This window comes from uncultured Bifidobacterium sp., assembly GCF_963540075.1.
Classification (GTDB): domain Bacteria; phylum Actinomycetota; class Actinomycetes; order Actinomycetales; family Bifidobacteriaceae; genus Bifidobacterium.
In genome coordinates this window covers 23,566-48,854 of sequence record NZ_CAUTOG010000004.1, presented here as the reverse complement: position 1 = coordinate 48,854, position 25,289 = coordinate 23,566, and the positions used below count along the sequence as shown (strand labels likewise).

General features: G+C 69.0%; 15 protein-coding genes and 1 riboswitch. Of the genes, 4 read left to right on the top strand and 11 right to left on the bottom strand.

Annotated features, from left to right (window positions below):
• Positions 1–113: 113 nt before the first annotated feature.
• Together ligA and RWX87_RS01370 are read right to left on the bottom strand one after the other, a co-directional pair.
• Positions 114–2,813, bottom strand: coding sequence for an NAD-dependent DNA ligase LigA (gene ligA / locus RWX87_RS01375; protein WP_314686095.1), 2,700 nt, complete (start codon positions 2,811–2,813; stop codon positions 114–116).
• Positions 2,814–2,970: 157 nt separating this feature from the next.
• Entirely contained in the window at positions 2,971–6,549 is a 3,579-nt protein-coding gene (locus RWX87_RS01370) for a tetratricopeptide repeat protein (protein ID WP_314686094.1), read from the bottom strand.
• 45 nt (positions 6,550–6,594) lie between these two features.
• On the opposite strand from RWX87_RS01370, the gene RWX87_RS01365 reads away from it, so the two are divergent.
• Positions 6,595–8,739, top strand: coding sequence for a glycosyltransferase (locus RWX87_RS01365; RefSeq protein ID WP_314686093.1), 2,145 nt, complete (start codon positions 6,595–6,597; stop codon positions 8,737–8,739).
• A 32-nt stretch (positions 8,740–8,771) separates the two neighbouring features.
• Positions 8,772–9,572, top strand: a complete 801-nt coding sequence (locus tag RWX87_RS01360) for an energy-coupling factor ABC transporter ATP-binding protein (RefSeq protein WP_314686091.1) — start codon at positions 8,772–8,774, stop codon at positions 9,570–9,572.
• 28 nt (positions 9,573–9,600) lie between these two features.
• On the opposite strand, the gene RWX87_RS01355 is transcribed toward RWX87_RS01360, so the two are convergent.
• The 3 genes from RWX87_RS01355 to RWX87_RS01345 form a co-directional block, all read right to left on the bottom strand.
• Positions 9,601–10,764, bottom strand: coding sequence for a pyridoxal phosphate-dependent aminotransferase (locus tag RWX87_RS01355; protein WP_314686117.1), 1,164 nt, complete (start codon positions 10,762–10,764; stop codon positions 9,601–9,603).
• Positions 10,765–10,850: 86 nt separating this feature from the next.
• The gene (gene ppgK / locus RWX87_RS01350) at positions 10,851–11,621 is read right to left on the bottom strand and encodes a polyphosphate--glucose phosphotransferase (protein ID WP_314686090.1); all 771 of its coding nucleotides are present in this window, start codon (positions 11,619–11,621) and stop codon (positions 10,851–10,853) included.
• 209 nt (positions 11,622–11,830) lie between these two features.
• Positions 11,831–12,916 (bottom strand): glycosyltransferase, encoded by a 1,086-nt coding sequence (locus RWX87_RS01345; protein ID WP_314686087.1) that lies wholly within the window; start codon positions 12,914–12,916, stop codon positions 11,831–11,833.
• Positions 12,917–13,092: 176 nt separating this feature from the next.
• Positions 13,093–13,245, top strand: a riboswitch (FMN riboswitch).
• Between the two features lie 118 nt (positions 13,246–13,363).
• Here RWX87_RS01345 and RWX87_RS01340 point away from each other — a divergent pair.
• Both RWX87_RS01340 and RWX87_RS01335 read left to right on the top strand, forming a co-directional pair.
• The gene (locus RWX87_RS01340) at positions 13,364–13,999 is read left to right on the top strand and encodes an ECF transporter S component (RefSeq protein ID WP_399552265.1); all 636 of its coding nucleotides are present in this window, start codon (positions 13,364–13,366) and stop codon (positions 13,997–13,999) included.
• Between the two features lie 22 nt (positions 14,000–14,021).
• Entirely contained in the window at positions 14,022–16,466 is a 2,445-nt protein-coding gene (locus RWX87_RS01335; RefSeq protein ID WP_314686114.1) for an energy-coupling factor transporter ATPase, read from the top strand.
• 135 nt (positions 16,467–16,601) lie between these two features.
• Here RWX87_RS01335 and RWX87_RS01330 read toward each other — a convergent pair whose 3' ends face one another.
• Genes RWX87_RS01330 through aspS form a run of 6 tightly spaced genes read right to left on the bottom strand, consistent with a single transcriptional unit; the run spans position 16,602 to position 25,275 of the window.
• Entirely contained in the window at positions 16,602–17,030 is a 429-nt protein-coding gene (locus RWX87_RS01330; protein WP_314686086.1) for a DUF4186 domain-containing protein, read from the bottom strand.
• 44 nt (positions 17,031–17,074) lie between these two features.
• Entirely contained in the window at positions 17,075–18,079 is a 1,005-nt protein-coding gene (locus RWX87_RS01325) for a D-2-hydroxyacid dehydrogenase (RefSeq protein ID WP_314686083.1), read from the bottom strand.
• Between the two features lie 20 nt (positions 18,080–18,099).
• Positions 18,100–19,806, bottom strand: coding sequence for a replication-associated recombination protein A (locus RWX87_RS01320; RefSeq protein WP_314686081.1), 1,707 nt, complete (start codon positions 19,804–19,806; stop codon positions 18,100–18,102).
• A gap of 10 nt (positions 19,807–19,816) precedes the next feature.
• A complete protein-coding gene (locus RWX87_RS01315; RefSeq protein WP_314686079.1) occupies positions 19,817–22,474 on the bottom strand; it encodes a DUF3516 domain-containing protein in 2,658 nt (885 codons plus the stop codon).
• Positions 22,471–23,472 carry a PPK2 family polyphosphate kinase gene (locus RWX87_RS01310; RefSeq protein ID WP_314686077.1) on the bottom strand — a complete coding sequence of 334 codons (1,002 nt, stop codon included), beginning with the start codon at positions 23,470–23,472 and terminating at the stop codon, positions 22,471–22,473. The genes RWX87_RS01315 and RWX87_RS01310 overlap by 4 nt, the downstream gene beginning before the upstream one ends.
• 6 nt (positions 23,473–23,478) lie before the next feature.
• Positions 23,479–25,275, bottom strand: a complete 1,797-nt coding sequence (gene aspS / locus RWX87_RS01305) for an aspartate--tRNA ligase (protein WP_314686075.1) — start codon at positions 25,273–25,275, stop codon at positions 23,479–23,481.
• Positions 25,276–25,289 lie beyond the last annotated feature (14 nt).

Here is a 25,289-nt window from a genome sequence, read left to right as displayed (position 1 = left end):
CACCCTATCCGCCTCGGACGCGCCATGCCAGAGCCGTGCACCGCGCACCCGGAAGCCGAAGCCTCGACGGACCACCCGGCCGGAACCGGCGACCCGATGTCCGAAAGGCCGGCCTAATCCGAAGACCCGGTGTCCAGCAGACGACGGAACGCCGCCTCGTCCAGCATGCGGATGCCCAACTCCTCGGCCTTCTCCGCCTTGGAACCCGGATTCGCGCCGACGACGACGTAGTCCGTACGGCGGCTTACGGAACCGGAGGCCCTACCGCCACGCCGGATGATGGCCTCCTTGGCCGAGTCGCGGGTGAAGCCCTCCAGCGACCCCGTGACGACGAGGGTGCGGCCCTCCAGCGTCCGCGGCAGGCCGCTGTGCTCGACGATGGATCCCAGTCCGGCGGCCGTCCATGCCTGGAGGATGCGTCCACGCCAGTCGCCCGGAGTCTTCGCCGCGGCGAACCATCCGACGACCGATTCGGCGATCTCAGGCCCGATGCCGTCGATGTCGGACAGCTCCTCGGCGGTGGCGTGCGCGACGGCGTCGAGAGACCCGAACCGGGAGGCCACCAGCCGCGCCGTGGGGGGGCCGAGATGCCTGATGGACAGGGCGACGAGCACCCGCCACAGATCCGCATGCCGAGCCTTGTCGATCTCCTCAAGCATCGCGCGAGTGGTCTCCAGCGGACGGACGATGATCGGTCGGCGCACGGTCGTCCCGTCGCGCGCCGTTGTCCGTCTGACGTCGACGACGATCGCGTCGGAGGGAACGAGGAACCCGGGATAGAGGTCCGTCGACGCGGCCTCGTCCTCGTCCTCCTCCGCTCCGGGCAGGCTGCCCTGCACCGCCTGACCATCCGTGGCGGGAACCCTGGGGGCCGGCGCGGGGGACGTCCAGAAGGCCGGCACCTGCATCCAGAGTCCCGAACCTCCGCGGGGCCGGCGCACGCGTCGCATTCGGGCCGTTCTCCCGTCACGCTGCTCGGACACCTCCACGATGGGGATCTGTCGCCACACCATGACGTGGCGCAGCATCCGGACGTCCAGGGCGAAGAGTCCGGCCTCACCGTCCAGCACGGGCGTCTGCGGGTCGGGAAGGACCAGACCTTCCGCCGGCTCGTAGGGCTCCGGCTCCTCGCCGGGGGCGACCCGGATCTCCCGCATGCCGGGCGCGTACGTGGCCGGCGAATCGGGGCGGTCGTCCTCCGGGTTCGTCAGGGCGATGGCGCTCTGCTCCCCCAGATGCTCGATGTCGAGGGCCCTGCGGGCGGCCAGGCTGATGACGCGTTCGGTGAGCTGGGCGGGACAGGACTCGACGTTGGGGCAGCGGATGTCCTTCTCCCCCTCCTTCGTCGGAGCCAGAAGCGCCCCGCAGGAGGGACAGCGCTCGGGCATGACGAATTCACGCAGCTCCTCCTCCCGTCCCCTGCGACGCTCAACGACGGGTCCGACGAGTTCGGGGATGACGTCCCCGGCCTTGCGCACGGTGACGACGTCGCCGATGAGCACGCCCTTGCGTCTCACCTCGGAGGGGTTGTGCAGCGTGGTCCGGGAGACCGTCGACCCGGCCACGTACACGGGCCGGAGCACCGCCACCGGCGTCACGCGCCCGGTGCGTCCCACCTGGACGGTGATGTCCAGCAGGTCGGTGTTGACCTCCTCGGGAGGATATTTGTAGGCGATGGCCCAGCGGGGGGCACGTGAGGTGGCACCCAGCCGCCTCTGGAGGGCGAGGTCGTCCACCTTGACGACGATGCCGTCGAGGGCGTGCTCGATAGTGCCCCGATGCTCGCCGTAGTAGGCGATCATGTCCTCGATCTGGGCGAAGCGGGTCACGCGTCTGTTGTGGGGGGAGACGGGGATGCCCCACTTCTCATACAGCGCATACGCCTCGGACTGGTCGGCGACCACGTCATGACCGGAATGCGCGAAGGAGGTCCCCCATTCGAGCCGGCCGATGCCATGGGCGTAGAAGCTCAGCCGCCGACGCGCCGTGATGCGCGGGTCCTTCTGACGCAGCGATCCGGCGGCCGCGTTGCGCGGATTGGCGAAGGGCGGATGCCCCGCGTCCTCGCTGGCCTCGTTCAGCACGCGGAAGTCGTCCCAGCGCATGAACACCTCGCCGCGGATCTCGACGAATTCGGGGACGTCCCCGGCCGGACCGGACAGGTTCTGCGGAATGGTGCCGATGGTCCGCACGTTGAGGGTGATGTCCTCGCCGACGACGCCGTCACCGCGCGTCAGCCCCTGGTCGAGCACACCGTTGCGGTAGAGAAGGTTAAGCGCCAGACCGTCGATCTTCACCTCGCAGGTCATGGGAAGGGGTTCGTCCGCCGGCAGGTCGAGGTCGGAGCGCACGCCGTCGTACCAGTCGCGCAGCTCCCCAAGGGAGAAGACGTCGTCAAGGCTGAGCATGCGGGACGGATGGCGCACCGAGGCAAAGTCGTTGGAGATGGCCCCCCCGACCCGGCGCGTGGGGGACTGCTCGGAGTCCAGCTCCGGGAAGGCCGCCTCAAGCCGCTGCAGACAGCGCATGCGCGCGTCGTAGGCGGCGTCCGAGGACACCGGCGCATCGTTGACGTAGTAGGCGATCTGGTCGGACTCCACCCAGGCCGCAAGCCGGGTCCACAGTCTCTGGGCGACCTCGGGCGACAGCCTCGCGACGTCCAGAGAGTCCAGCGGGAGCGCGTCCGCGTCGGTGGGGCGCAGCGCCGCCACCCATTCGGTCGTTCCCGTCGCCTGAGGTTCTCCGGGCTTCACCGCCGACCCCACCAGGACCGTGGGACTCTCGGGGAGATCGCCTCTCTCTGCAACCGCCATGTCCTCGCTCCCTCGTTCCGTGGGTCATGACCGCCCTGCATGACGATCCTCACCTCATCGGGGCACCCCTGTCATTCTAGGCGACGGGCTCATGCGCCCTCGGACCATAATCGAGCCCGCGCCCGGATGCGCCCAGGAGCGGATCCGGGGACCTGCGTCAGGCGTTGAGGGAGCGCAGGAACTGCACCTGGACGAGATCCACTCCGTCGACGTCGGTGTCGTTCATGCGCGCGGCCGCCAGGGCAAGCGTACGGGCGGGAACGAAAAGACCCTCGTCCACGCAGACGCGGGCGGCCTCGCGGACGATGGAGCCGACCTCGGTGTGCGGCCACACCGGCAGACCGTGATCCTGCAGCACCCGCTTGGCGGCGTCGACGTCCTGGGGAACGGGGATGCACTGGGAGCGGGCCCTGGCCGACAGCTCGCTCATCTCCCCATCCAGCGCGGCGATATGCCCCGGGGCGATATGGGCGCTGAGCACATAGGAGGCCATGGCCACGTCGAACTCGTCGCGCATCCACGAGGCGTACGCGAAGCGGTAGTAGGCGAAGGCGGCGTCGTCACGGTCGAGGGCGACGCGAAGCGCGTTGAGACAGGCGGCCCTCGCCGAGTCCCAGTCCTCGCTGCGGGCGAGCTGGATGGCGAGCTTCATATGCGACAGCGCATAGGCCGGGGCATACGAGACCATGGCGTTGAGATGGGGAAGCGCCGCATCCACGCCGCGGATCTGCGCCAGGGCGTCCGCCAGTTCGAGATGCGTGTAGAAGAGGTTGTCGGGGATGAGCACGGTGCGCTCCCCCGGCGTGGCGAACAGGCGGTTGTACACCACCCGTTCGGCATAGGAGTTGAAGTAGCGGGGCACGCCCGACCCCGAGGCGAATCGGGCGTCGACCTCGGCCGCGGCCTTGCCGAGAAGATCGAAGGCCTGGTCGGTCCGTCCCGAGAACAGCAGGTCGCGCGCCTTGACCCTCTGGGCGTCGAGCTGCCGGGACAGCGCGAAGTCGGGGTCCGGCGTGTCCCTTCCGTCGATGATGGCGGCGCCGACGTCCGAGGCGATGCCTCTGAGCTCGGGGTCGCCCAGGGCGTCGACGATGGCCATGGACCTCTGCGCGCGGACGACGCTGTCGGTGGCGCCATCCGCCGCCAGGTGATGGAAATCCGTCACGGCGCGCTGCAGAAGGTCCTCCCGCTGGATGGACAGCCCGGTGACGTCCGACGTCCCCAGAATCCGACGGGCGCGACGAGGCAGAGGCGCGTCGGAGAGCTCCGGCTCCTCCTGTGATCCGGGAGGCGAGAAACGCGAATCGCGCAGGTCGAATCCGGCGTCGATGGGACGCAGACCGGCCTGGCCATCGACGTCCATGGCCGCGTCGAAGCAACGGTAGACAAGACGCGGATCGTTGAGGCCATGGCGGCGCAGCAGCGTGAGGAAGCGGTCGCGGGTGAAGGTCACCGTCACCAGGCTGCGCACCGTGGGATTGCGATGCAGGGCGGCAAGAGGATCCTCCGGCGAATCGGTGCCGTCGTCGGCGTCCGGCGAATCGTCGTCGCCGGAGCCATGGGCCTTGGCATCGGGGGATCCGCCGGAAGCGGCATCCGAACCGGACGCTCCGTCGTCGGCGTCCGCTCGGTTGTCCCCGGGCATGCTGAAGGCCACCTCGTCGATGTCACCGTTCCGCATAAGGTCCTCGAAACGGTTGTCCAGAGCCCCGTCATCGGCGCCATCCTGCCCGGACGGGTCGGAGGAGCCGGCCTCGGACGAGACGGACGACGTGGACCGTGACGACGCCGCGGGAGAATCCGCGGAGGTCGAAGCGGGCTGCGGCGCCGTGTCCATCGGCCCCGTGCCCACCGACCCGGCGAGCGTCGGGCCTTCGGGACCCGATTCGGGGGAATCCTTCGCCGGACCGACGGCCGGCGCCTGTCCGCGACCGTCGCCGAACGGCTGGACACGGGAGGTCAGCCCGCTGTTCCCATGGACGTCGCCGTCCTTGGGATCGGCCTTGGACCCACGCATGCCGCTGTCGGCCGTGCGCATGCTTTCGAAGGCGTTCAGCGCCTGGCTCATCAGACGTGCGATCGCGCCGTCCTGCTCCGCGACCGCCTCCTCGAGACCGATCGAGTCGACGTGCAGGGACACGCTCGAGACCCGGGGATCGGCTCCGAAGCCGATGGCGGCCATCATGATGCCGACGCGGAGGTTGTAGTCGGCGCTCATGGCGGCGCGTTCCGCCTCGTCGACGTCCAGCCACCGCCCGGTGGCGGCGTCATAGCGATGCGCGGGCATCATCGAGAGCCCGGCCGTGGTGAAGGCCATGGCGACCGATCCGCTCGCGAGGTCCGACCGGAACTCGGTGTCGAATCGGTAGGGGAGGCGCAGGCTGCGCACGAGCAGGGCCAGGGTCTGGCGATACGTCCATTCGGAGGAACGGGCGCGGCCTGACGCCGACGCATCCTCGCCGGCGAGACGTTCCGCGGTGGCGCGGGCGACATCCACAAGACGCATCACCGGGTCGATCCCGTTGTCGTTCAATGGGTCGACGCTGACGGAATCCTCGTGCGAAAGGGCGATGATGGCGGGATCCGCGAGCAGCGCGAGATCCATCCTCGCGGCCTGACGCCTGGTGACCGTGTCCTCGGTGAGCGACGACCCCAGGCGCATGCCGCGCTCAAGGCATGCGCTCACCGCGGCGAAGCGATTGAGGTTCCCCTCGATGCGCAGGCTTCTGAGGATCGCGGGAAAGGCGAGGGAGTCCCCCCACCCGAAGACGAAGCCTCCCGAATAGCTCGAGGTGTACAGATGCAGGGGCTCGGCCCCGTGCACCGGCTCCAGACCCGGCAGCGGCCCCAGGACCCCGGCCTCGTCCATGAGATCGATGAAATGCTCCTCCAGCCCGGACACGCGCAGGCCATGGGCCCGCGCCCGGCGTGCGTCCGCCACGCTGCGACGAATCGCGCCTATGGGCGCCTCCCTGTTGAGGCGGCGGAAGACGTTCCCCGACCCGAATCCCAGAAGCAGCCCGGCGAAGCGCGGAAGAAGATAGGCGGCGAGGAATCCCAGAGTGAGGGCATCCCGGTAGCCCAGGTCACGCCGCCTTGCCGGGGGCAGCGGCATGCGGAGCTGACCGAGCTCGTATCTGCCGTGGCGTTTCATCCAGGAGGCCAACCAGATCATGACGCCGGCAGAGTCGCGCCCGACCATGCCGCCCTGCACGACGGGCACGCCCGCCGCGTCGATTCCGTTCCGGCCATCGTCGTCACGACCGCCGAACCCCGAGCCGTCCCGCGCCAGTCCGTCGTTCTCCCGGGTGAACATGAACTCGGGCTCGACGCCGTGGACGTCCATGCGGACGTCCATCCCCGCGAACACCCGGCCACGGTCATCGGCGAACGCTATGGGGGCGAAACGTCCACGGCCGATGAAGACTCCTATGGAGAATCCGCGTCCGACCGTGGACTCCAGCTGAGCCCATCCCATCGTCATCCCCTCGGGCACTCCCGACAATCCGGTGAAGGCGTGCCTTTTCGTCACGGGCGACAGCCGCAGCGCCCTGTCGCGAAGCTCCTCCAGCGCCTTCGCGTCGGCCGGCAGACCGGCCTGATTCCCGCCCTTCCCATGACCGCCGGAGACAAGAGCCATCAGAAGACGGCGGCCCAGGGCCCGGACCCTCCCGGACGCGGCGCCGACGTCCCAGGACCCGCCCGCGGAACCGGAGGGCTTCGTATATGGGGACATGGCAGCAATCCTTTCGGGTCGTGACGACATGACGCTTATAGAATAATGGCCGTGGACTCCCTCATGCCCGGGCGCGTACGACGCCTAGCGCGCGTCGTCGCGCCGATCGCGGCGATCGTCATGCTTCTCGAGATCGTGGTCTTCAACCTCCCCTTCTGGACCACGCTGTCGGCCAGCACGGACTCGGCATCCGCGTCGAACACGCTCGGCGAGGGGCTGGAGCGAACGAAGGACGGTCTGCTGCGCGTGACGGACCCCACCGAAGCCTATCTTGACGTCAGCGCCGACGGAACATCCGGATACGCCCGCATCGACGCGGCCTCGATCCCTCGAAGGGACGTCGACGACGCACTGACCGTGGTGAACGTGCGTCTGGATTCGGACGGCCGAACGGGACGCGCGACATCGGTGACGACGTCGGTGGCCCGGTCGATGTATCTGCGCACGGATGCGACCGCGGTCGTCCGTCTGTGGATTCAGGAGCCCAAGGGCTCCCTCGTCCCCATTACCGCGATACGGGCGAACGTCAGGGTGCCCTTCGAGGTCTCCTGGATCCGCGTGGCGGTCATCTGTGCGCTGGCGCTGCTGCTGGCGGCCTGGAGGCCCGGATCGTCATGGTGGAGGATTCGTCTGGACCCCTCCGAGGGGCGCCGGAAGGCACTAGGAATCGGTCTGATCCTCGCCGTCGCCGCCCTGGCGGTCGGCGACGCCGCCCTGCAGATCGCGTACGACTATCCGACGGTCTTCCATGACTCCGGCGGATACACGTATGACTTCGGGCAGTACGACCACGTCGCCTCCGCACTGCTGCACGGGCACGCCTGGCTCGATCTGCCCGTTCCCGACGCCCTGTCCTCCGCCTCCGACCCCTATGATCCGGCCCTGCGGCAGGCGCTGCTTTCGCGGGGGGTGACCCCCGTCTACTGGGACTACGCGTTCCACTCAGGTCGCTGGTACTCCTACTTCGGGGTCGTTCCCGCCGTGCTTCTCTTCCTGCCCTACCGCGCGGTCACGAGCCTGTGGACACCGGGAGGACTTGCTCTGCCCACGGCGTCCGCCGTGGCTCTGCTGCTGGGCGGGTTCCTCATCGTCGCCTCGCTGCTGGTGCTGCGGGTTCTGCGTCGCACGGTGCCCCGCGTCAGCCTTGCGGCCGCCACGATGGCGCTGGCCGCGATGGTTCTGGGCTCCGGCCTGTCGTATCTGTGGTATCAGCGCAACTTCTACACCGTGCCCTTCGTCGCCTCGCTGATGTTCAGCTGTCTGGGCCTTTGGCTGTGGCTGGGCGCCGCCGACGGGCGCCGCCGACGGCATCTGCTCGCCATCGAGGGCGCCCCGGCGGTGAGCATCCCCCACCTGGCTGCGGGGTCGCTGTGCCTGGCGGCGAATCTGGGGTGCCGGCCGCCTTTCGCCCTCGCGGCGCTGACGGCCTTCCCCATCTTCCTGCCCCAGCTCAAGGCCCTGGCTGTCGGGGCCCGACGCCACACCCTGCGGGGACGCACCGTGGCGGCTCTGTGCGGGACGGTTCTCGGACCGGCGACCCTCGTGGTCGTCCCGCTGCTCGCCTACAACATGGTCCGCTTCGGGTCCCCTCTGGATTTCGGCGTCGGCTACCAGCTGACGGTCACCGACATGACCGCCTACCGGATGCCGCTCGCCAACTTCGTGCCGATCCTGGGCTACTATCTTCTCCTCCGACCCCATGTCACGGACGCCTTCCCGTGGATATCCGTCGCCGCGACCTCCTTCCCTCGCTGGGGCTACTCCTCGCCGGTCGTCGGCGGACTCCTGCCGACCTGTCCGCCGGCCGCGCTGGCCCTGGTCGCCCCCTTCATGCGCCGCCGTCTGGGACGGGGCGGTCTGCATCCCTTCCTCGTCTCCTGCGCGCTGCTGTCCCTGGCGATCATGGCCGTGGACGCCGCCGAGGGGGGACTCGCCTGGCGATACGCCTCGGACTTCTCCTGGCTGGTCATGATCCCCGCGGTCACCGCCATGGCCTCGCTGCTGACATCGGCCCGGAAGGACAGGCATCCGGTGGTCGTCGCGACCCGTCTTGTCGCGCTCGCCGCCATGCTCGTCACCCTCGCCATCGCCGTGGCCTCGCTGTTCGTCATCGGAAGGGAGAACCCGCTGATCACCATGTCCCCGGAGGCCTATCACACGGTGTCCTCGTGGTTCCTCGCGTGGTCATAGGGCGCAACCGCACGACACCTAGAATGGGATGCATGGGACTGTTCCACGGAGCTCCGTTCGCACCCGCACCCGTCCACGGGGACCAGGGCATCCGGCTCGTGCTCGACCATCTCGGATACGCCTATGGCGACGGATCCGTCGGTCTCCGTGACGTCAGCTGCATCCTCGCCGCGAGGTCGACGGCCGTCATCGGCCTGAACGGATCGGGGAAATCCACTCTTCTGGGTGTTCTGGACGGCTCGCTGTCGCCCTTCTCCGGCTCGCTGCGCGTCGAGGCCGGTGGCGATGTCCTCGACCCGTCTCGACGACGTGACCGCCGTCGCCTCTCAGGGCTTGTCGTCGGCATGGACCCCGAACGGCTCCCCGCCCGGCTCCGTCGGCTCGGAACCGTCGGGGAGGTCGTCCGGGGGGCTGTGGACGCCGCCGGGTGGCCGCGGGGAGAACGGGAGGCCCGCAGCGCGGACCTGCTGGCCCTGTGTCGCCTCAACACGCAGGCGGCCCGCCCCGTGGACGCCCTGGACGCTCTGCACGGACATCTGCTCTCCATCGCGGTGGCGCTGGCGCCTTCGCCGAGGATGCTCGTCGCCGACGAACCCACACGCGGCCTCGAGGGTTCCGACGCCCGGCGGATGCGCGAGGTCCTGCTCGCATCGGGCCCACGGGTGGTGTTCGCCACCCACGACCTCGACGTGGTCTCCGCCTCCGGTCCGGCGGTGGAGGAGGCGCTGCTTCTCGACGAGGGACGCCTCGTGTCGCAGGGACCCGTGACGCAGGTGCTCGACGCGTATGCGACGCTTGTCCGAGAACGCCGACAGGGCCTGCGACCGTCCTGACCGGACGGCGTCGGAACCCTCTGCCGCCCTACCGCCCCTCGAGCATGGCGTCGACGAGGTCGAGGACGGCGGTCGCCCCCTCGACGAAGTCCGTGGGCTCCGGCAGCAGCGAAAGAACGAGATAGCCGCTCCCGGGCATGTCGAAGAAGTATCCCGGCTGGTCCGTCATCGCCTTCTGCGAGATAAGCCGCAGGACCAGGGAGTCCTCATCGATCACGGAGGGGATGCGCAGCACCACGCTCCATCCGCCCTCGGGACGCATCAGCGAGACCGGGCAGCGGGGGCGCGAGGCGAGAATCGCCTCCAGCCGACGCAGATTGTCGCCTATGCGGTCGAGGACCGCGCCCGTCCGCCCCTCCACAGCGGCCAGCAGGCGCGGAAGGTCCTCGGCGACGCAGGCGGAGACCGGAAGGAAGTCGTCCGCGATCCGGTCGAGCAGGCGCAGGGCCTCGGCGACCTGGTCTTCCGGACCCGACACCCTGATCCAGCCCACCTTCGCATGCGGAGCGGCCAGGCTTTTCGACAGCCCGTCGAGGGCGAAGGTGAGGACGGCCTCCTCCCCCGCCAGACGCCGCCGACCCCGCAGCGGCTCAAGCGGATATCCGAAGAAGACCTCGTCGGCGATCAGGGCCAGACCATGTCGGCGACACAGGTCGATGACGGCCGCGCGCTCCTCCGGATGGACGTATGAACCGGTCGGATTGTCCGGGTTGATGAGCACCAGAGCGCGGATGCGTCCACCCTCCGGGGATTCGAGGATGCGTCGGATATCGGCCATGTCGACCGTCCACGAGCCGTCGTAGCGCAGGCGGTAGTCAAGCACCCCGACTCCGACGAGCCTCGCCAGGGAATCCACGAGAGGATAGCCCGGAACGGGTGCCAGCACGGCGTCGCCCGGATCGCAGAGCAGCATGAACAGCCAGGCGTAGGCCTCGGAGGTCGAGTCGAGAAGATACAGATGATCGGGGTCGACGACCCCCTCGCCGCCGCGACCGGAATCGGTCAGGAAGCGCGCCAGCTCCCGCCGGGCGGCGAGGGATCCGCGGGGGTCGGCCTCGTAGACGCCGGGCAGCTCCGAGGGCCCGAGCCCATGTCGCGTGGGATTCGAGTCGTTAAGAGGACGCAGCCGGACGCCCCGGTCGCGGGCAGTCGCCTCGGCGCGGGCTATGGCATTGGGCGTGTCCCGTCCCATGCGAGAGGAGAAACGCACGGGAGGCCACGGGCCCCCGTGGTCCGGAAGGGCCACGGGGGTCGAGGACGACGGGGAACCCGCCGACGTCAGCGTCCGGCCTTCGTCGCCGCGTAGTAGGCCGCTCCGATGATGCCCGCATCGTTGTGCAGCGTCGCCGGCACGATGGGGGTGACGATGTCGACGTACGGCAGGAACTTCTCGCTGACGCGGCTCACGCCGCCGCCCACGACGAACAGGTCGGGGTTGAAGTACTTCTCCATAAGGCCGTAGTACTTCGTCAGACGCCTGGCCCACTTCTTGTAGCTCATGCTCTCACGATCGCGGATGGAGGACGCCGCGTATTTCTCGGCGTCACCCTTGCCGTCCGGCAGTTCGATGTGACCGAGCTCGGTGTTGGGAATGAGCACCCCGTCGTAGATCAGAGCCGTGCCGATGCCGGTTCCCAGGGTGGTGGCGATGACCAGTCCGTCCTGTCCCTTGGCCGCGCCGAACTGCTGTTCGGCCACGCCGGCGGCGTCGGCGTCGTTGACCACGGTCACCGGACGCCCGCAGGCCTCGGAGAACACCGCGGTCACGTCGACGCCGATCCACGACTTGTCGAGGTTCGCCATGAAGGTGAGGGCTCTGCCTGGTCTGATGGGCGCCGGGAAGGCGATGCCCACGGGTGCCTCGGACGGGACCTGGAAGTGGTCGAGCTGCTGACGGACGATGTCCGCCACCGCCCGGGGCGTGGATTCGGCGGGGGTGGCGATCTTGAGCCGGGGCTCGGCGAATCCTCCCTGCTCCAGATTCACCGGGGCGGCCTTGATTCCCGAACCTCCGATGTCGACGCCGAAAGCCTGCGCTGTCTCAATCATCCTTGACCTTCCCCATACGAATCTGCGACCTGACCGGTACCGCGATTGTACCGCCCGGTGCGCCGCCAAGGGGCATGGCGTGCCGCACGGCGCTCGGCCGGCGGACTCTCGGCATGCTCGATCCCGGCATCGCCAGCTGAGTTCCGCATCAGTGCCCAGGGCGAACGATGGAGCCCGACGACGGCGGGCCCTATAGCCGCGGCCAGACGCTATCGGCCGTCCTGCGACCCCGACGATGCCTTCCCCGTCAGAGCCGGCATCGGCGCCCAGTCGGGGTCGTGGATCAGACGGCGCGAGTCGCGCCAGCCCCTCCATATCCGCTCCAGGCCGCCCCGAAGATGAGTCCGGTCCACGGCTATCAGACGGATGACCTCCTTGGCGGCCGTCAGCGCGGTGCCGAGGGCGAACAGGGCGGGCCGGAAGTCGCCGTGGACCATGAAGTACCTGGCCATGTACCCACGGTTGCGCATGATGTGGTAGCGGTTCATGTCGGACGTGGAGTTGAGCTGACGCAGACCGGCGATGTTCCAGTTGCCGATCTCTCGCGTCCGACGCAGGATGACGTCCTGCACGACGACGGGACGGGTCACCTTGCTGGCCAGGTAGCCGTAGATGGTGTCGTCCCAGTAGATGAAGAAGCGCGGATCGGGCAGGCCGATGCGTTCCACGACACGCCTGCTGAAAAGCCCTCCTTCGAAGCACAGCGTGTCCATGACGCGGTAGCCTGCCGCCCCGAAGGCCGCCGGGGCGATGGGATTCGGAATGCCCAGAGGGACGATGAAGTCGTATTGCCAGTAGAACGGACCACCGTCGAAATCGTATCGGCCGCCCTGAATTACCTCGTGGTTCGGGGTCCATCGCGCCAGACGCCGGATGGCCTGGGGGAGGACGGCGACGTCGTCATCCATCACCCAGAACCAGCGGGCTCCGAGGTCGTACGCCTTCCCGACGCCCGCGGAGAAGCCGCCGGCCCCTCCCCTGTTCTCGCTCTGCGGGGCGTAGACGATCCGGTCACGCGAACCGGTGGCGTCGGCTTCGGCGGGCCCCCAGAGGGTCTCGATGCGCTCGGCGAAGCCACGGACCATGGAGGCCGTGTCCGCGGAATGCTCGTTGTCCACCACGATGATCCGCCATGCGGGATCCTCAAGCTTCGCGATGGAGTCGAAAAGCGTGGCCAGCAGCGACTGACGGCGATAGGTGACGATGACGAGAGCGAGCCCGTCGATGCCCGACGCGGCATCGGTCGCGGTCGGGCGGGGGCCGGATTGCGAGGGCGTGTCCGAAAGTGAGCGCATACTCTCCATTGTCTCACCGCCTGGACCCGAAGACCGAAACCCCCGACCATCGGAGGCGCCGCCTCCCGCTACCGGCCTCGGTACGTCATCACCTCCGATTCCGGCGGGCCCTCACGCCCGCAGCCCACGGCGAAGGCGTCTTGCCGCCGGGGATGGGGGAGGTGTATAGATGGGTTCTGCAGTTTCAGGGAAGGTGGAATTCCTTACTGGCGGTAGCGCATGGCCGGGTTCATAACCGGCGTCATGCGGAGCCCGCGACCCGCCCCAGGGCGGCCGATCCGGTGTGATTCCGGGGCCAACGGTCATAGTCCGGATGAAAGAAACGAGGCTCGTATGAGCATATCGAACCATGCCGGCGTCGACGCCGGCGGCACCCTAACGGACCAGGTCTCCACCGATGGCGTCTCGGAACCGGATCAGGTTCCGGATGTCGCGCCGAACGGCATGATGACCGAAACAACCGATGCGGCGACATCCGGCCATTCCAGCAGCCATTCGACGGATGCGTCCCGGATTCCCAGGACCGATGCCTCGGGAGGGCACGGCACCGGCGTCGCCGACTCGGGCCGCTGGTCCACGAGGAACATCGCCATATACGCCCTGTTTGTGGCGCTCGCCATGGCTCTGAGCTTCCTCGAGTTCCCGATCATCCCGGGCATCGCCTGGCTCAAGTACGACCCCTCGGGCATCGTCTGCCTCATCGCCGGGTTCATCTTCGGCCCCGCGGCGGCGGCGATCGTCAGCGTCCTCGGATTCCTCCCCCATCTGTTCATGGACCCGTGGGGCACGCTGATGGCCGTTGCCGTGGCCCTGGCCCTCAGCGTGCCGGCTGCCGCCGTCTACCGCCGTCGGCATACGCGCGCCGGCGCCGTGCTCGCCCTGGTCGCCGGGGCGCTGGTGGCCCTGGCGGTGGCCATCGGCGGCAACCTCGTCATCACCCCGTTCTACGCCCATATGAGCGTCGCCCAGGTGGCGGCCCTTATCCTCCCGGCCCTGCTGCCCTTCAACGTCGTGAAGTTCGCCATCCATGGCGTAGTCACCTTCCTCGTGTACAAACCGGTGTCGAATCTTGTCAGACGCTGAGACCCGGGCGACGCCGTCCGGCATGGGGGACGGAACCGGCCCATTCCCGTTCCGGGGATGGGCCGCGCGCCTCAAGGACGTAAGCCTGAGCTATGACGCCGGGCGCAGCTGGGCGCTCGCGCACATCGACCTCGACGTGCCACGAGGGCAGCGCCTCTGCGTGGTCGGGCCCAACGGCTCGGGGAAGTCGACTCTTGCCCGCATCCTCGCCGGACTGGCCGCACCGGATGGGGGCCGCGTCGGGCTGCTCGGCCTGACGGTCTACGACGCCGCCGGGCCCCATCCCGCTCTGTACCGACGGGCGAGGCGTGGCATCGGGGCCGTTTTCCAGAACCCCGAGGACCAGATCATCACCACCGTCGTCGAGGACGACGTGGCCTTCGGACCGGAGAACCTGGCTTTGGACAGGCCGACGATCGGGCGGAGGGTGCATGACTCCCTCGCCCATGTCGGCCTGTCCTCCCGCGGGCGCTCCGACCCGACCCGGATGAGCGGCGGACAGCAGCAGCGCGTCGCCATCGCGGGGACATTGGCCATGTCCCCGCAGATGGTGGTGCTCGATGAGCCCACCGCCATGCTCGACGCCGGAGCGCGGGATGCGGTGATGCGCATCCTCGACGGGATGCAGCGCCGGGGCGTGACGATCGTCCATGTGACGCATAGGCGGGAGGAGATCGTGCGGGCGGACCGCGTCATCCGTATGGAGCGCGGCGCCATCGTGCAGGATGTCGTCATGGCGGGGGGCGACGACGTCAGGGACGCGGAACGCCTCGTCACGCAGCCGCTCCCGCGCCATGACGACCCGAAGCTCGCACGGATCGTCCGCGGGCTGGTCGATGACGGATACGAGCCGAATGGCCGGGCAAGGTCCATCCCCGGCTCCCCGGGCGACGGCGTGCGCCTGTCCGCCCGCCCCATATCCGGCGCCCTGCCCCTGCGCCCGTCGCGGCCCGCCTCCCCCGTCGTTCGCGCCGAGCATCTCACGCTCCGTTATCCCGACACCGGGCGAGTGGTGCTGGACGACGTGAACGCGAGGATTTCCCCGGGCAGCCGCGTCGCGGTCGTCGGCCGCAACGGATCCGGGAAGTCGACGCTGGCGAGACTGGTCTGCGGTCTTCTCCCGGCGACATCGGGTCGGCTCGAAGTCGCCGGAGTCGACCTGTCCTCCCGACGCCGACGGCGTGCCGGGCTTTTCGACCACGGCGTCGGATACGTGATGCAGCATCCCGAACGTCAGCTTTTCGCCACCACGGTGATCGAGGACGTGGCCTTCGGACCCCGGAACCAGGGGTTGGAGGCCGATGATGTCCGGCGTCGCGCCGAGGATGCCCTCGAGGCCCTGGGGGTCCGTCCGCTTGCCGACCGCTCCCCCTTCGCCCTGTCCGGAGGGCAGAGGCGTCTTGTCGCGATCGCCGGGGTCGTCGCCTGCCACCCTCGGCTGCTCGTCCTCGACGAGCCGACGACCGGCCTCGACGCCGAGTCGCGGGAGCGAGTCATCCGGCTGCTCGACGGACTGAGGAGTCGGGACGTCACCGTCCTCATCGTCACGCATGACGCGGATCTGATCGCCTCCGCCGATGACGTCCTTCATCTCCCCGACCGCGACGAAAGGCCGGGCCCCACCGGTTCCGTACGGGTCCATGAGGCGAGGCCGGAACGGAACGACGAGGTGGCGCGGGAATCCGGGTCGAGGCCCGAGGTCGGGCGGGGCCTGCGGCTGCTGGGCTCCCTCGATCCCCGCGTGACGCTGGTGTGCTCACTGGTGCTGATGTTCTCGGCCTTCGCCATCGGCACGGTTCCACAGCTTCTTCTCGCAGCGGGCATAACCGGTCTCATGGCCCTGCTGTCGGGGGTCGCACCCGGATCCCTGCTGCGGTCGGTGCGGGCCCTGGTCGTTCTGGTGGTCGTGATGGGTCTGTTCAACGTGCTGGTCGTCCGGGACGGTCACCCCGTGGCGCGGCTCGGCCTGCTCTCGATCACCGACGAGGGGTTGCGTATCGCGGGACTGTATTCCTCCCGCTTCGCTCTGGTCATCATCATGGGCGCCCTGGTGCTGCTCTCGACGACCCCGACGCAGCTGACCGACGGATTCTCGTCCCTGCTCTCCCCCCTGCGCCGGCTCGGCCTCCATACCGACGAGCTGTCGCTGGTGCTGGGACTCGCCCTGCGCTTTCTGCCGACGCTGGGCCGCGAGTCGCGGATCCTCATCGACGCCCAGACCACCCGGGGAGGAGCGGTGGCCCATGGCTCGCCGATGACGCGAATCCGCGCCCTGACGGCCATCATCATCCCCGTGTTCGCCGCGACGCTCCGCCATGCCGACGAGGTGGGACTGGCCCTCGATGCCCGCTGCTACGAGGCGGGCGCCCCGCGCACGAGCTGGAGGGTTCTGCGGCTGCGCATCAGGGACGGCATCGCCATGGCGGCCACCATCGCCTACCTTGCGGCCTCGGCCTTGCTCGGATGAGGCCACGTCCGGGCCCGAACGCCTCCGAGGGCTCGGGACGGCTGACGGATGGGAGCGCAGGCGCCCGGCGTGGATGAGACATGGAACGCATGAAGACGATGCGTGGACGCGACCGCCTGAACGGTGGAGCCGGATTCAGAACAGCGGATCCGCCTCCACCGCCGCGACGGGGTCGGGATGCTCCCGGCAGTCGCGGTCGATCCAGGCCATGACGAGCGCGCACAGCCTGTCGAGCTCCTCGTCGGTCAGAGCCCTTCCGCGCGGGATGCCGTGCCATTTCTCGATGCATCCGCGGCAGCATGTCGCAGTGGCGTGCTGCGCCGTGAACACCGGATGCCCGCGCCACGGGGTCTGTCGTCCGTCATGGGAGGGGTCCGCCGCCGCCACCCGCCGCGAGAGCAGATCATGCGCATGCTCGGCGATGACGTCGCTTCCCCTGCTTCTCGCGTAGCGGCGATCCCTGGAGGACAGCTCGAAGCCGGAGCGGAAACGCGACCGGGAGAGGCGTTCGAGGGTCCTGGCGATCCAGGCATCGGCATCCTGCGAAGCATCCTGAGGGTGCACGGGATCCTGAGGGTGCGACGGGGAGGATGGGATGCCGATCCGCGTCATCGGTGATCGCGGCCCAGACGGTGAAGCAGGGGCCTGCCCTCGGCGTAGCGTCGCAGATTGTCGAGAGCGACGGCGATCACGGCCTCCCCCGTCCCGGCCAGATGGTTCCCGCCGCCGACATGCGGGGTGATGAGGCAGCGCGGCTCGCGCCAGAGCGGATGGCCTTCCGGCAGGGGCTCCGGTTCGGTGACGTCGAGGCCGGCGCCGGCCAGACGCCCCCCGTGGAGCGCGGCGGCCAGGGCCAGGCAGTCCACGGCATCCCCTCGGCCGCCGTTGATGACGTAGACTCCGGGCTTCAGCAGGGCGAGGCGGCGGGCATCCATGAGATGCCGGGTGCCGGGGGCTGAGGGCACGGCGAGGAAGACGACGTCGGCACGGGGAAGCAGATCGTCCAGACGGTCGAATCCGGCCATCTCGTCGACGCCGTCGGCCGATCGCCGCGGATCGCGCCGCACGCCCGTCGTCGCCATCCCCGCGGACCTGGCCAGGACGGCGACATGCGAGCCGATGTCCCCGGTGCCGATGACGAGGGCCCGGCGTCCGGCGGGGCTCGATACCGATCCCTCGTCCCTCCACGCCCCCGCGGACTGGTTCCGTACGTAGTCGGGGATGCGCTTCATCAGCGTCCACATCATGGCTATCATCATCTCGGCCACCGGGCGGCCGTATACCCCGGCCGCGTTGCACACCGCGACTTCAGGTGCCAGGTCCGGGGAGGAGAGATACGGGTCGGCCCCTGCACTGAAGGTCTGCAGCCATTGCAGCCTGGCATAATCGGCAAGCGTGTCCGGATCGACGTTGCCGATGACCGCCGCCGCCAGTGGTCGCAGCGACTCGGGGACGGTCACCGGCCAGACCATATCCCCGCGATGCGCGTCATCGCCCGTGAACTCCTGGACCATCTCCGGCGCCGCCTGCCGAAAGCGACGGCGCTCCTCCTCGGTGAGGGGAAGACAGTTGACGATCAGTCCGCCGGTCGCCGGTGCTCCCTCGTGCGTCATGGGAATCTCCTCGAGTCTCATCATCGCTCCGCCTCTCCGTACTCCGTCTTTCCGTCTTCGCGTGGCGCCGCGGGCCTCTTCTTCCCGATGGCCTCGGTCCTCTTTCGGGCACCTCCGCCGGATGCCTTCACCGGCGTCCTCGCCGAGGTCTTCGCCGTGGTAGTCCCGGGGACCGTGGTCGAGGATGCCCGACGGGAGGACGTCGAAGACGAACTATCCGTCGTCTCGGCATGGCCGCCCCTGCCTCCGGCATGCGCCGCCGAGGCACGAGCGCCCGGGGCACGCGTCCCCGACGATCGCACCGTCGGCTCGGTGATCTGCGTGTCCGGCGACTCCTGATGACGTTCGGCGGATCGCAGGATGGCGCGGATGTGGTCCAGTCGCGGCCCAAGCTCCCGTTCGTAGCCACGGTCGTTGGGATGGTAGTACTCGTGGCCCACGAGGTCGTCGGGCATGTACTGCTGCGGGGCGACCGCACCGGGGGCGTCATGCGCGTAGACGTAGCCCTGGTGGTTGCCCCAGCTTTTCATCAGCGAAGTGGGGGCGTTGCGGAGGTGACGCGGGACGGGGTCGACGTGCCCGGCGTCGACGTCGGCGAGCGCGGCGTCGATGGCGAGATAGCTGGCATTCGACTTGGGCGCCGTGGCCACGGCAAGCACGGCCTCCGAGAGGATGATGCGCGCCTCGGGCATGCCGATGAGGGCCACCGCCTGGGCGGCCGCCACGGTGACCTGAAGAATCTGCGGGGCGGCCATGCCCACCTCCTCGGCGGAGGCGATCATGATGCGTCGGGCGATGAAGCGAGGGTCCTCACCGGCCCGCAGCATGCGCGCCAGATAGTGCAGCGCCGCGTCGGGGTCGGACCCCCGCATCGACTTGATGAACGCCGAGGCCACGTCGTAGTGGTCGTCGCCGTCGCGGTCATAGCGCACGGTCGCCACGTCCATGACCCGTGAGACGACGTCGGGGGTGATTCTCGGCCGATCCGCCCTGGCGGCGCCCTTCTCCGGCGCCCCGGCGCGTCCCGCATCCTCGGTGACGGCGCCGGCGGCGGCCTCGAGAATGGTCAGGGCCTTGCGTCCGTCGCCACCCGACATGCGCACGATCTGGTCGACCGTCCCGTCCGTCATCTCCACGCGGCCGTCCAGACCACGCGGGTCGCCGACCGCCCTCGCCACCAGGGTTCGCAGGTCCGCGTCGGACAACGGATCGAGGCGGACGACGACGGATCGGCTGAGAAGGGCCGATATGACGGAGAAGCTGGGGTTCTCCGTGGTGGCGCCGATGAACGTGACGTCCCGGTTCTCGACGCTGGGCAGCAACGCGTCCTGCTGCGACTTGGAGAAGCGATGCACCTCGTCGATGAAGAGCACGGTCTCCTTGCCGGAGGTCACCAGACGCTCATGGGCGCGGCCGAGCACGGCCCGCACGTCCCTGACGCCCGATGTGACGGCGGAAAGCTCCTCGAACTCGCGTCCGGACTGACGGGCGACGATATGCGCCAGGGTGGTCTTGCCCACTCCGGGAGGGCCGAAAAGCAGCACGGAACTCGGTGCCGTGAGGGAGCCGGCCGACGCGGGGTCCGCAAGCCGGCGGAGCGGGGATCCCTCGGCCAGGGCGCCCGTCTGCCCGACGACCTCATTGAGGACCGTGGGCCTCATGCGTACCGCCAGTGGTCTGGTCAGGCCATCGGGGACGTCGCTGGCGGCGAAAAGATCTTCCGTCATGCCGACCACACTAGTCGGGGACGTCGAACATCCGTTCGACGTCGGTGCCGACGGCATAGTCGTCGAACACGACCCGCCCGCCCTCCTGCGTGGCGTCGAGGTCCACGGACCCGGCGATCGCCCAGTCGCGGTCGCCGTCGGAGTCGTCGATCACCTGCCGTACGAGCCAGCGGTGCCGCGACCGCTCGGGGGTCTCGTCAAGGATGACCAGGTCGCCGGAGCGCGCCTTCGCGTCGGTGTTGACGTACTCATGCTCGTCGTAGTAACGATCGAGGGCGTCTTCCCAGACCCGCGGGCCGTACCCCCAGTCGCCATCAAGCTCCCCCAGCTCCTCGGACCGGTCGAGGTCCATCAGACGCACGCGCCGGAACAGGGCGTTGCGCACGAGCACCCGCAGTCCGCGATGGTCATGCACGACCTCGTCGGACGCCACCGGGGCCCGCACCGACGCGCCATCGGTCGCCGACGCCTGCGACTCCCATTCGTCGACCAGGCTGGAGTCGACGGAGCGGACGACGACGCGCAGCCAGGAGACGATGTCCCGCAGCCGCTCATCGTACTTCTCCTCGGGCACGGTGCGGGACAGCGCCCGATAGGCGTCCGACAGATAGCGCAGCAGAGTGCCCTCGGAGCGCGCGATGCCATAGCGCGAGACGTAGCCGTTGAAGTCGGAAGCCGTCTCGACCATGTCCCGCAGCACGGATTTGGGGTGCAGCTCGAAGTCATCGGCCCAAGGCACGTCGTGACGGTAGCGCTCGAAGGCGGCGTCCAGCACGTCGGCCAGAGGCTTCGGCCAGCTGATCTCCTGGAGCCTGTCCATCCGCTCGTCGTAGTCGAGACCCTCCTCCTTCATGGCGGCGAGGGCGGCGTCCTTCGCCTGCCGCTCCTGGGCGCGCAGCACGGGCCGAGGGTCCTCGAGGGTGGCCTCCACCATGGAGACGATGTCCAGGGCGTAGTCGGGGGACTCGGGGTCGGGCAGCTCAAGAGCCGCCACCAGGAAGGGCGACAGAGGCTGGTCGAGGGCGAAGTCGTCGGGAAGGTCCAGCGACAATCCATACTCGGACGTTCCGTCGTCAAGGCGCCTCTCCTCGATGAAGCCGGAATCGAGAAGGGTCCCGAAGATCTCCTCCGCCCGCTCATGGAGCCGTTCCCTCCCGGCCGGGTCCGGACAGGCCTCATCGATGAGGCGTGCGAGCCGGGCCCGCGCATCGCCTCCCTGGGCGACCTCGTTAAGCACCATCGAATGCGTCACGGCCATATGGGGGACGAGCGTTTCGGGAGGGGCGGCGATCAGCCGGTCGAAGGTCTGACGGCTCCAGGTGACGAAGCCCTCCGGAGGTCTCTTCCGCCGTATCCGACGCAGCTTCTTCGGATCGTCGCCGGCCTTGGCGACCGCCCTGGCGTTCTCGATCTCGTACTCGGGCGCCTCGGCGACGACGAGCCCCTCGGTGTCGAATCCCATGCGCCCGGCGCGGCCGGCGATCTGATGGAACTCACGGGACCGCAGACGCCTCATGCGCGAGCCGTCGTACTTCGTCAGCGCGGTGAGCACGACCGTATGGATGGGAACGTTGATGCCGACGCCGAGGGTGTCGGTTCCGCAGATGACGGGAAGCAGCCCACGCTGGGCGAGCTGCTCGACCAGACGCCGGTAGCGCGGCAGCATGCCGGCATGGTGGACGCCCACCCCGGTGCGCAGCAGCCGGCCCAGGATGCGTCCGAAGGCCGTGGTGAAGCGCACGCCCTTCATGGCCTCGCCGATGGCGTCACGCTGGGGGCGGTCCGAGACGCCGGTGGCGCTCATGGCCTGGGCCGTCTCCAGGGCGGCATCCTGCGAGAAGTGGACGACGTACACGGGCGTCTGCCCTCTGCCGACGAGCAGCTCGGCGGTGGCGGCCAGAGGCCGGTCCGTGTACTCGTAGCTGAGGGGCACGGGACGGGGCGCGTCATCGATGACGTCGCATGCCGCCCCGGTGCGATCCTCGAGCCCGTCGGCGATGGCGGTGACGTCCCCGAGCGTGGCGCTCATCAGGAGAAACTGGACATGCGGAAGCGCAAGCAGCGGTACCTGCCACGCCCATCCGCGATCCCGGTCGCCGTAGTAGTGGAACTCGTCCATGGCCACGCAGCCGACGTCGGCGTCCTCGCCCTCGCGCAGGGCCTGATTGGCCAGGATCTCCGCGGTGCAGCAGATGATGGGCGCATCGGGGTTGATATGGGTGTCGCCGGTGATCATGCCCACGTCGTCGCGGCCGAAGACCTTCACGAGGTCGAAGAACTTCTCGGAGACCAGGGCCTTGATGGGGGCCGTGTAGTAGGAGCGGCGTCCCGTGCACAGCGCGGCGAAATGCATGCCGAGAGCGACCAGGGACTTCCCTGAGCCCGTGGGCGTGCCGAGGATGACGTGGTCGCCGGCGAGCAGGTCGAGCACGGCCTCCTCCTGGTGTGGCCAGGGGTCGATTCCCCGGGCGTCGCGCACCCAGGAGAAGAATCGGTCGTAGATGGCGTCGGGGTCGAGACGGGTCGGGCCATCGCCCCGCCGAGGGACGTAGTCGCCCAGGGAGGGCGGAGTCCCGGGATTCCGTGATGATCCGTCGGACGCGGCGGCGTCGATGCGACCGTGGGCGACACCGCCGTCGGACGGCCTTCCCTCCGGTTCCCCCGTCATGAGGCGGCGAGACGTCGACGGGCCTCGGCGGGGTCGCAGTTCAGGCCGGGCCAGGTGAGGTTCATGGTGGTGAAGGTGGTGCGCAGCAGTTCGGAGACGACGGCCCGCGAATACCAGCGGCTGTCGGCGGGGACGATGAACCAGGGCGCGAAGGAGGTGCTCGTGCGCTCGAAGACCTCCTGCCAGGCGGCCATGTAGTCGTCCCATCGGTCGCGGGCCTCAAGGTCGCTCACATCGAACTTCCACAGCTTCGTGGGGTCGTCGAGCCGGTCGAGGAAGCGCCGGCGCTGATTCTCGCGGCTGATGGTGAGGAAGATCTTGATGATGGAGCATCCGTCGGCCGCCAGAGCACGCTCGAACTCGTTGACGGCGTCATAGCGTCCGCGCCAGGTCTCCTCCGGCAGGGTGCCGTAGACGTGAGGCATGACGATGTCCTCGTAGTGGGACCGGTCGAAAACCGCCACCCAGCCCGGTCGGGGAAGCTCGCGGCGCACGCGCCACAGGAAGTCGTGGGCGAGCTCCTCCTTCGTGGGGGCGCCGAAGCCGTGGTAGTGGATGCCCATGGGGTCGCCCTGTCGGAACACGTGCCGCACGATGCCTCCCTTGCCGGAGGCGTCCATCCCCTGCAGGACGATGAGCAGCCTGCGCGGGGATCCGTGGACGCCGTTGGCGTAGAGCAGACCCATGAAGCGGGCGATCTCCCCCGAACTCACGTCGATGAAGCGCTCGGCTTCGACGCGCCCGCCGTCGAAGCCCGGCGCGGACGCCGGATCGACCCCGACCAGCCTGTCGCCGTGATGGTACATAAGCCTCTGGGCCGGGGGAAGCTGCCAGACCGCACTGAGCATCTCGGAGGCCTTGGCGGCCAGGGCGAGCCGCTCGGCCACCGAACGGGCGCCCTTCACGGCGCCTATGGCCTGCTCCGCCGCCGACAGGGCGCGGATGATGCGCCGCCTGTCAGCGCCGCTTCCCCCCTGCGATCCGGCGGCGTCCGTCATGACCGGTCAGTCCTCGTCGTCGGGGTCGTAGTCGACGCCGGTTTCGGCACGCTGCTCGGGCGTGATCGGAGCAGGCGATCCAGTGAGCGGATCACGTCCGCCGCCGGCCTTCGGGAAGGCAATGACGTCGCGGATGGTGTCGGCCCCGGCGAGGATCGACACCGTGCGGTCCCAGCCCAGAGCGATGCCGGCATGCGGCGGAGCACCGTATTTGAAGGCCTCGAGGAGGAATCCGAACTTCTCCTGGGCCTCCTCGGGTCCGATGCCCAGCACCTTGAGGACACGGTTCTGGATGTCGTCGCGATGGATGCGGACGGAGCCGCCGCCCATCTCCTCGCCGTTGCACACGATGTCATAGGAGTCGCTTATGGCATGCCCGGGGTCCTCGTCGAAGCGGTCGATCCAATCGGCCGATGGCATGGTGAAGGGGTGATGCATGGAGGTCCAGGTCGAGTGGCCGACCGCCACGTCATCGTCGTCGGGGTCGTCGGTGCGCTTGAACAGCGGGAAGTCGACCACCCAGGTGAAGGCGAAGTCGTCGGGATGCAGCAGGCCCGCCCGACGGGCGAGCTCGACCCGCACGGCGCCCAGCAGCAGCTGCGAGGATTCGCGGGCACCGGCCGCGAAGAACACGGCGTCGCCGTCCTCGGCCCCCACGGCCTCCTTCAGTCCGGCGCGCTCCTGCTCGGAGAGGTTCTTCGCCACGGGCCCCTTGAGCGTGCCGTCCTCGGTGAACACCACATAGGCCAGACCCTTGGCCCCTCGCTGGCGCGCCCACTCCTGCCAGGCGTCGAACTGCCGCCGCGGCGTGGCGGCGCCTCCCTTGAAGAGCACGGCCCCGACGTAGGATGCCTGGAAGACGCGGAACGGGGTGTCGTGGAAGTAGTCGGTGAGTTCCACCAGGGGATTGCCGAAACGCAGGTCGGGCTTGTCCGAGCCGTATCGGTCCATGGCGTCCTTCCAGGAGATGCGCGGGAGGGGGAGAGAGATCTCGTATCCCCTCGTGCTCCAGATGGCCGCGATGACCTTCTCGGCCATGGCCATGACGTCCTCCTGGTCGACGTAGCTCATCTCCATGTCGAGCTGCGTGAACTCGGGCTGGCGGTCGGCGCGGAAGTCCTCGTCCCGGTAGCAGCGGGCGAGCTGGTAGTAGCGCTCGACGCCGCCGACCATCAGCAGCTGCTTGAGCAGCTGGGGAGACTGCGGAAGCGCGTACCACGAGCCCGGCACCAGACGGGCCGGCACGAGGAAGTCCCGTGCTCCCTCCGGGGTCGACTTGATGAAGGTCGGGGTCTCGACCTCGGTGAAGTCCATGTCCTCCAGCGCGTGGCGCGCCGCGCGCGTCATATCCGAGCGGAGCTTCAGGTTGCGCTGCATGGAGGGGCGACGCAGATCGAGATAGCGGTACCGAAGCCGGACGTCCTCGCCGGGCAGGCGGTTCTCCGACTCGTTCTCCAGAGCCGTGGACACCTGGAAAGGCAGGGCCGAGGACCGTGCGAGCACCGTCAGGCCCTCGACGACGACCTCGACCTTCCCGGTTGCCAGATGCTCGTTCTCGTTGCCATCCGGACGCAGACGCACCTCACCCGTGACCTGGATGACGTATTCGCTGCGCAGGGGCCGGGCGACCTCCTCGTCGTAGATGACGATCTGAACCAGCCCGCTGGAGTCCCTCAGGTCGATGAAGGCGACGCCGCCGTGGTCGCGTCTGCGATCCACCCATCCGGCGAGGGTCACCGTGCGACCGACGAGCTCCTCGGTCACCTCGGTGGCGTGCTGTGTTCTATAAGCCGATCGGCCCATTCTTCCTCTATTCC

Excerpts from the sequence above, each read along its gene's own strand:
- RWX87_RS01340 (WP_399552265.1), top strand. The coding sequence starts at position 13,364 with ATGACCGAAACAACCGATGCGGCGACATCCGGCCATTCCAGCAGCCAT.
- RWX87_RS01355 (WP_314686117.1), bottom strand. The coding sequence starts at position 10,764 with ATGGGACGGGACACGCCCAATGCCATAGCCCGCGCCGAGGCGACTGCC.
- RWX87_RS01365 (WP_314686093.1), top strand. The coding sequence starts at position 6,595 with ATGGCCGTGGACTCCCTCATGCCCGGGCGCGTACGACGCCTAGCGCGC.
- RWX87_RS01370 (WP_314686094.1), bottom strand. The coding sequence starts at position 6,549 with ATGTCCCCATATACGAAGCCCTCCGGTTCCGCGGGCGGGTCCTGGGAC.
- RWX87_RS01345 (WP_314686087.1), bottom strand. The coding sequence starts at position 12,916 with ATGCGCTCACTTTCGGACACGCCCTCGCAATCCGGCCCCCGCCCGACC.
- RWX87_RS01325 (WP_314686083.1), bottom strand. The coding sequence starts at position 18,079 with ATGACGCACGAGGGAGCACCGGCGACCGGCGGACTGATCGTCAACTGT.
- aspS (WP_314686075.1), bottom strand. The coding sequence starts at position 25,275 with ATGGGCCGATCGGCTTATAGAACACAGCACGCCACCGAGGTGACCGAG.
- RWX87_RS01335 (WP_314686114.1), top strand. The coding sequence starts at position 14,022 with ATGGGGGACGGAACCGGCCCATTCCCGTTCCGGGGATGGGCCGCGCGC.
- RWX87_RS01320 (WP_314686081.1), bottom strand. The coding sequence starts at position 19,806 with ATGACGGAAGATCTTTTCGCCGCCAGCGACGTCCCCGATGGCCTGACC.
- RWX87_RS01360 (WP_314686091.1), top strand. The coding sequence starts at position 8,772 with ATGGGACTGTTCCACGGAGCTCCGTTCGCACCCGCACCCGTCCACGGG.
- RWX87_RS01315 (WP_314686079.1), bottom strand. The coding sequence starts at position 22,474 with ATGACGGGGGAACCGGAGGGAAGGCCGTCCGACGGCGGTGTCGCCCAC.
- ppgK (WP_314686090.1), bottom strand. The coding sequence starts at position 11,621 with ATGATTGAGACAGCGCAGGCTTTCGGCGTCGACATCGGAGGTTCGGGA.
- ligA (WP_314686095.1), bottom strand. The coding sequence starts at position 2,813 with ATGGCGGTTGCAGAGAGAGGCGATCTCCCCGAGAGTCCCACGGTCCTG.
- RWX87_RS01310 (WP_314686077.1), bottom strand. The coding sequence starts at position 23,472 with ATGACGGACGCCGCCGGATCGCAGGGGGGAAGCGGCGCTGACAGGCGG.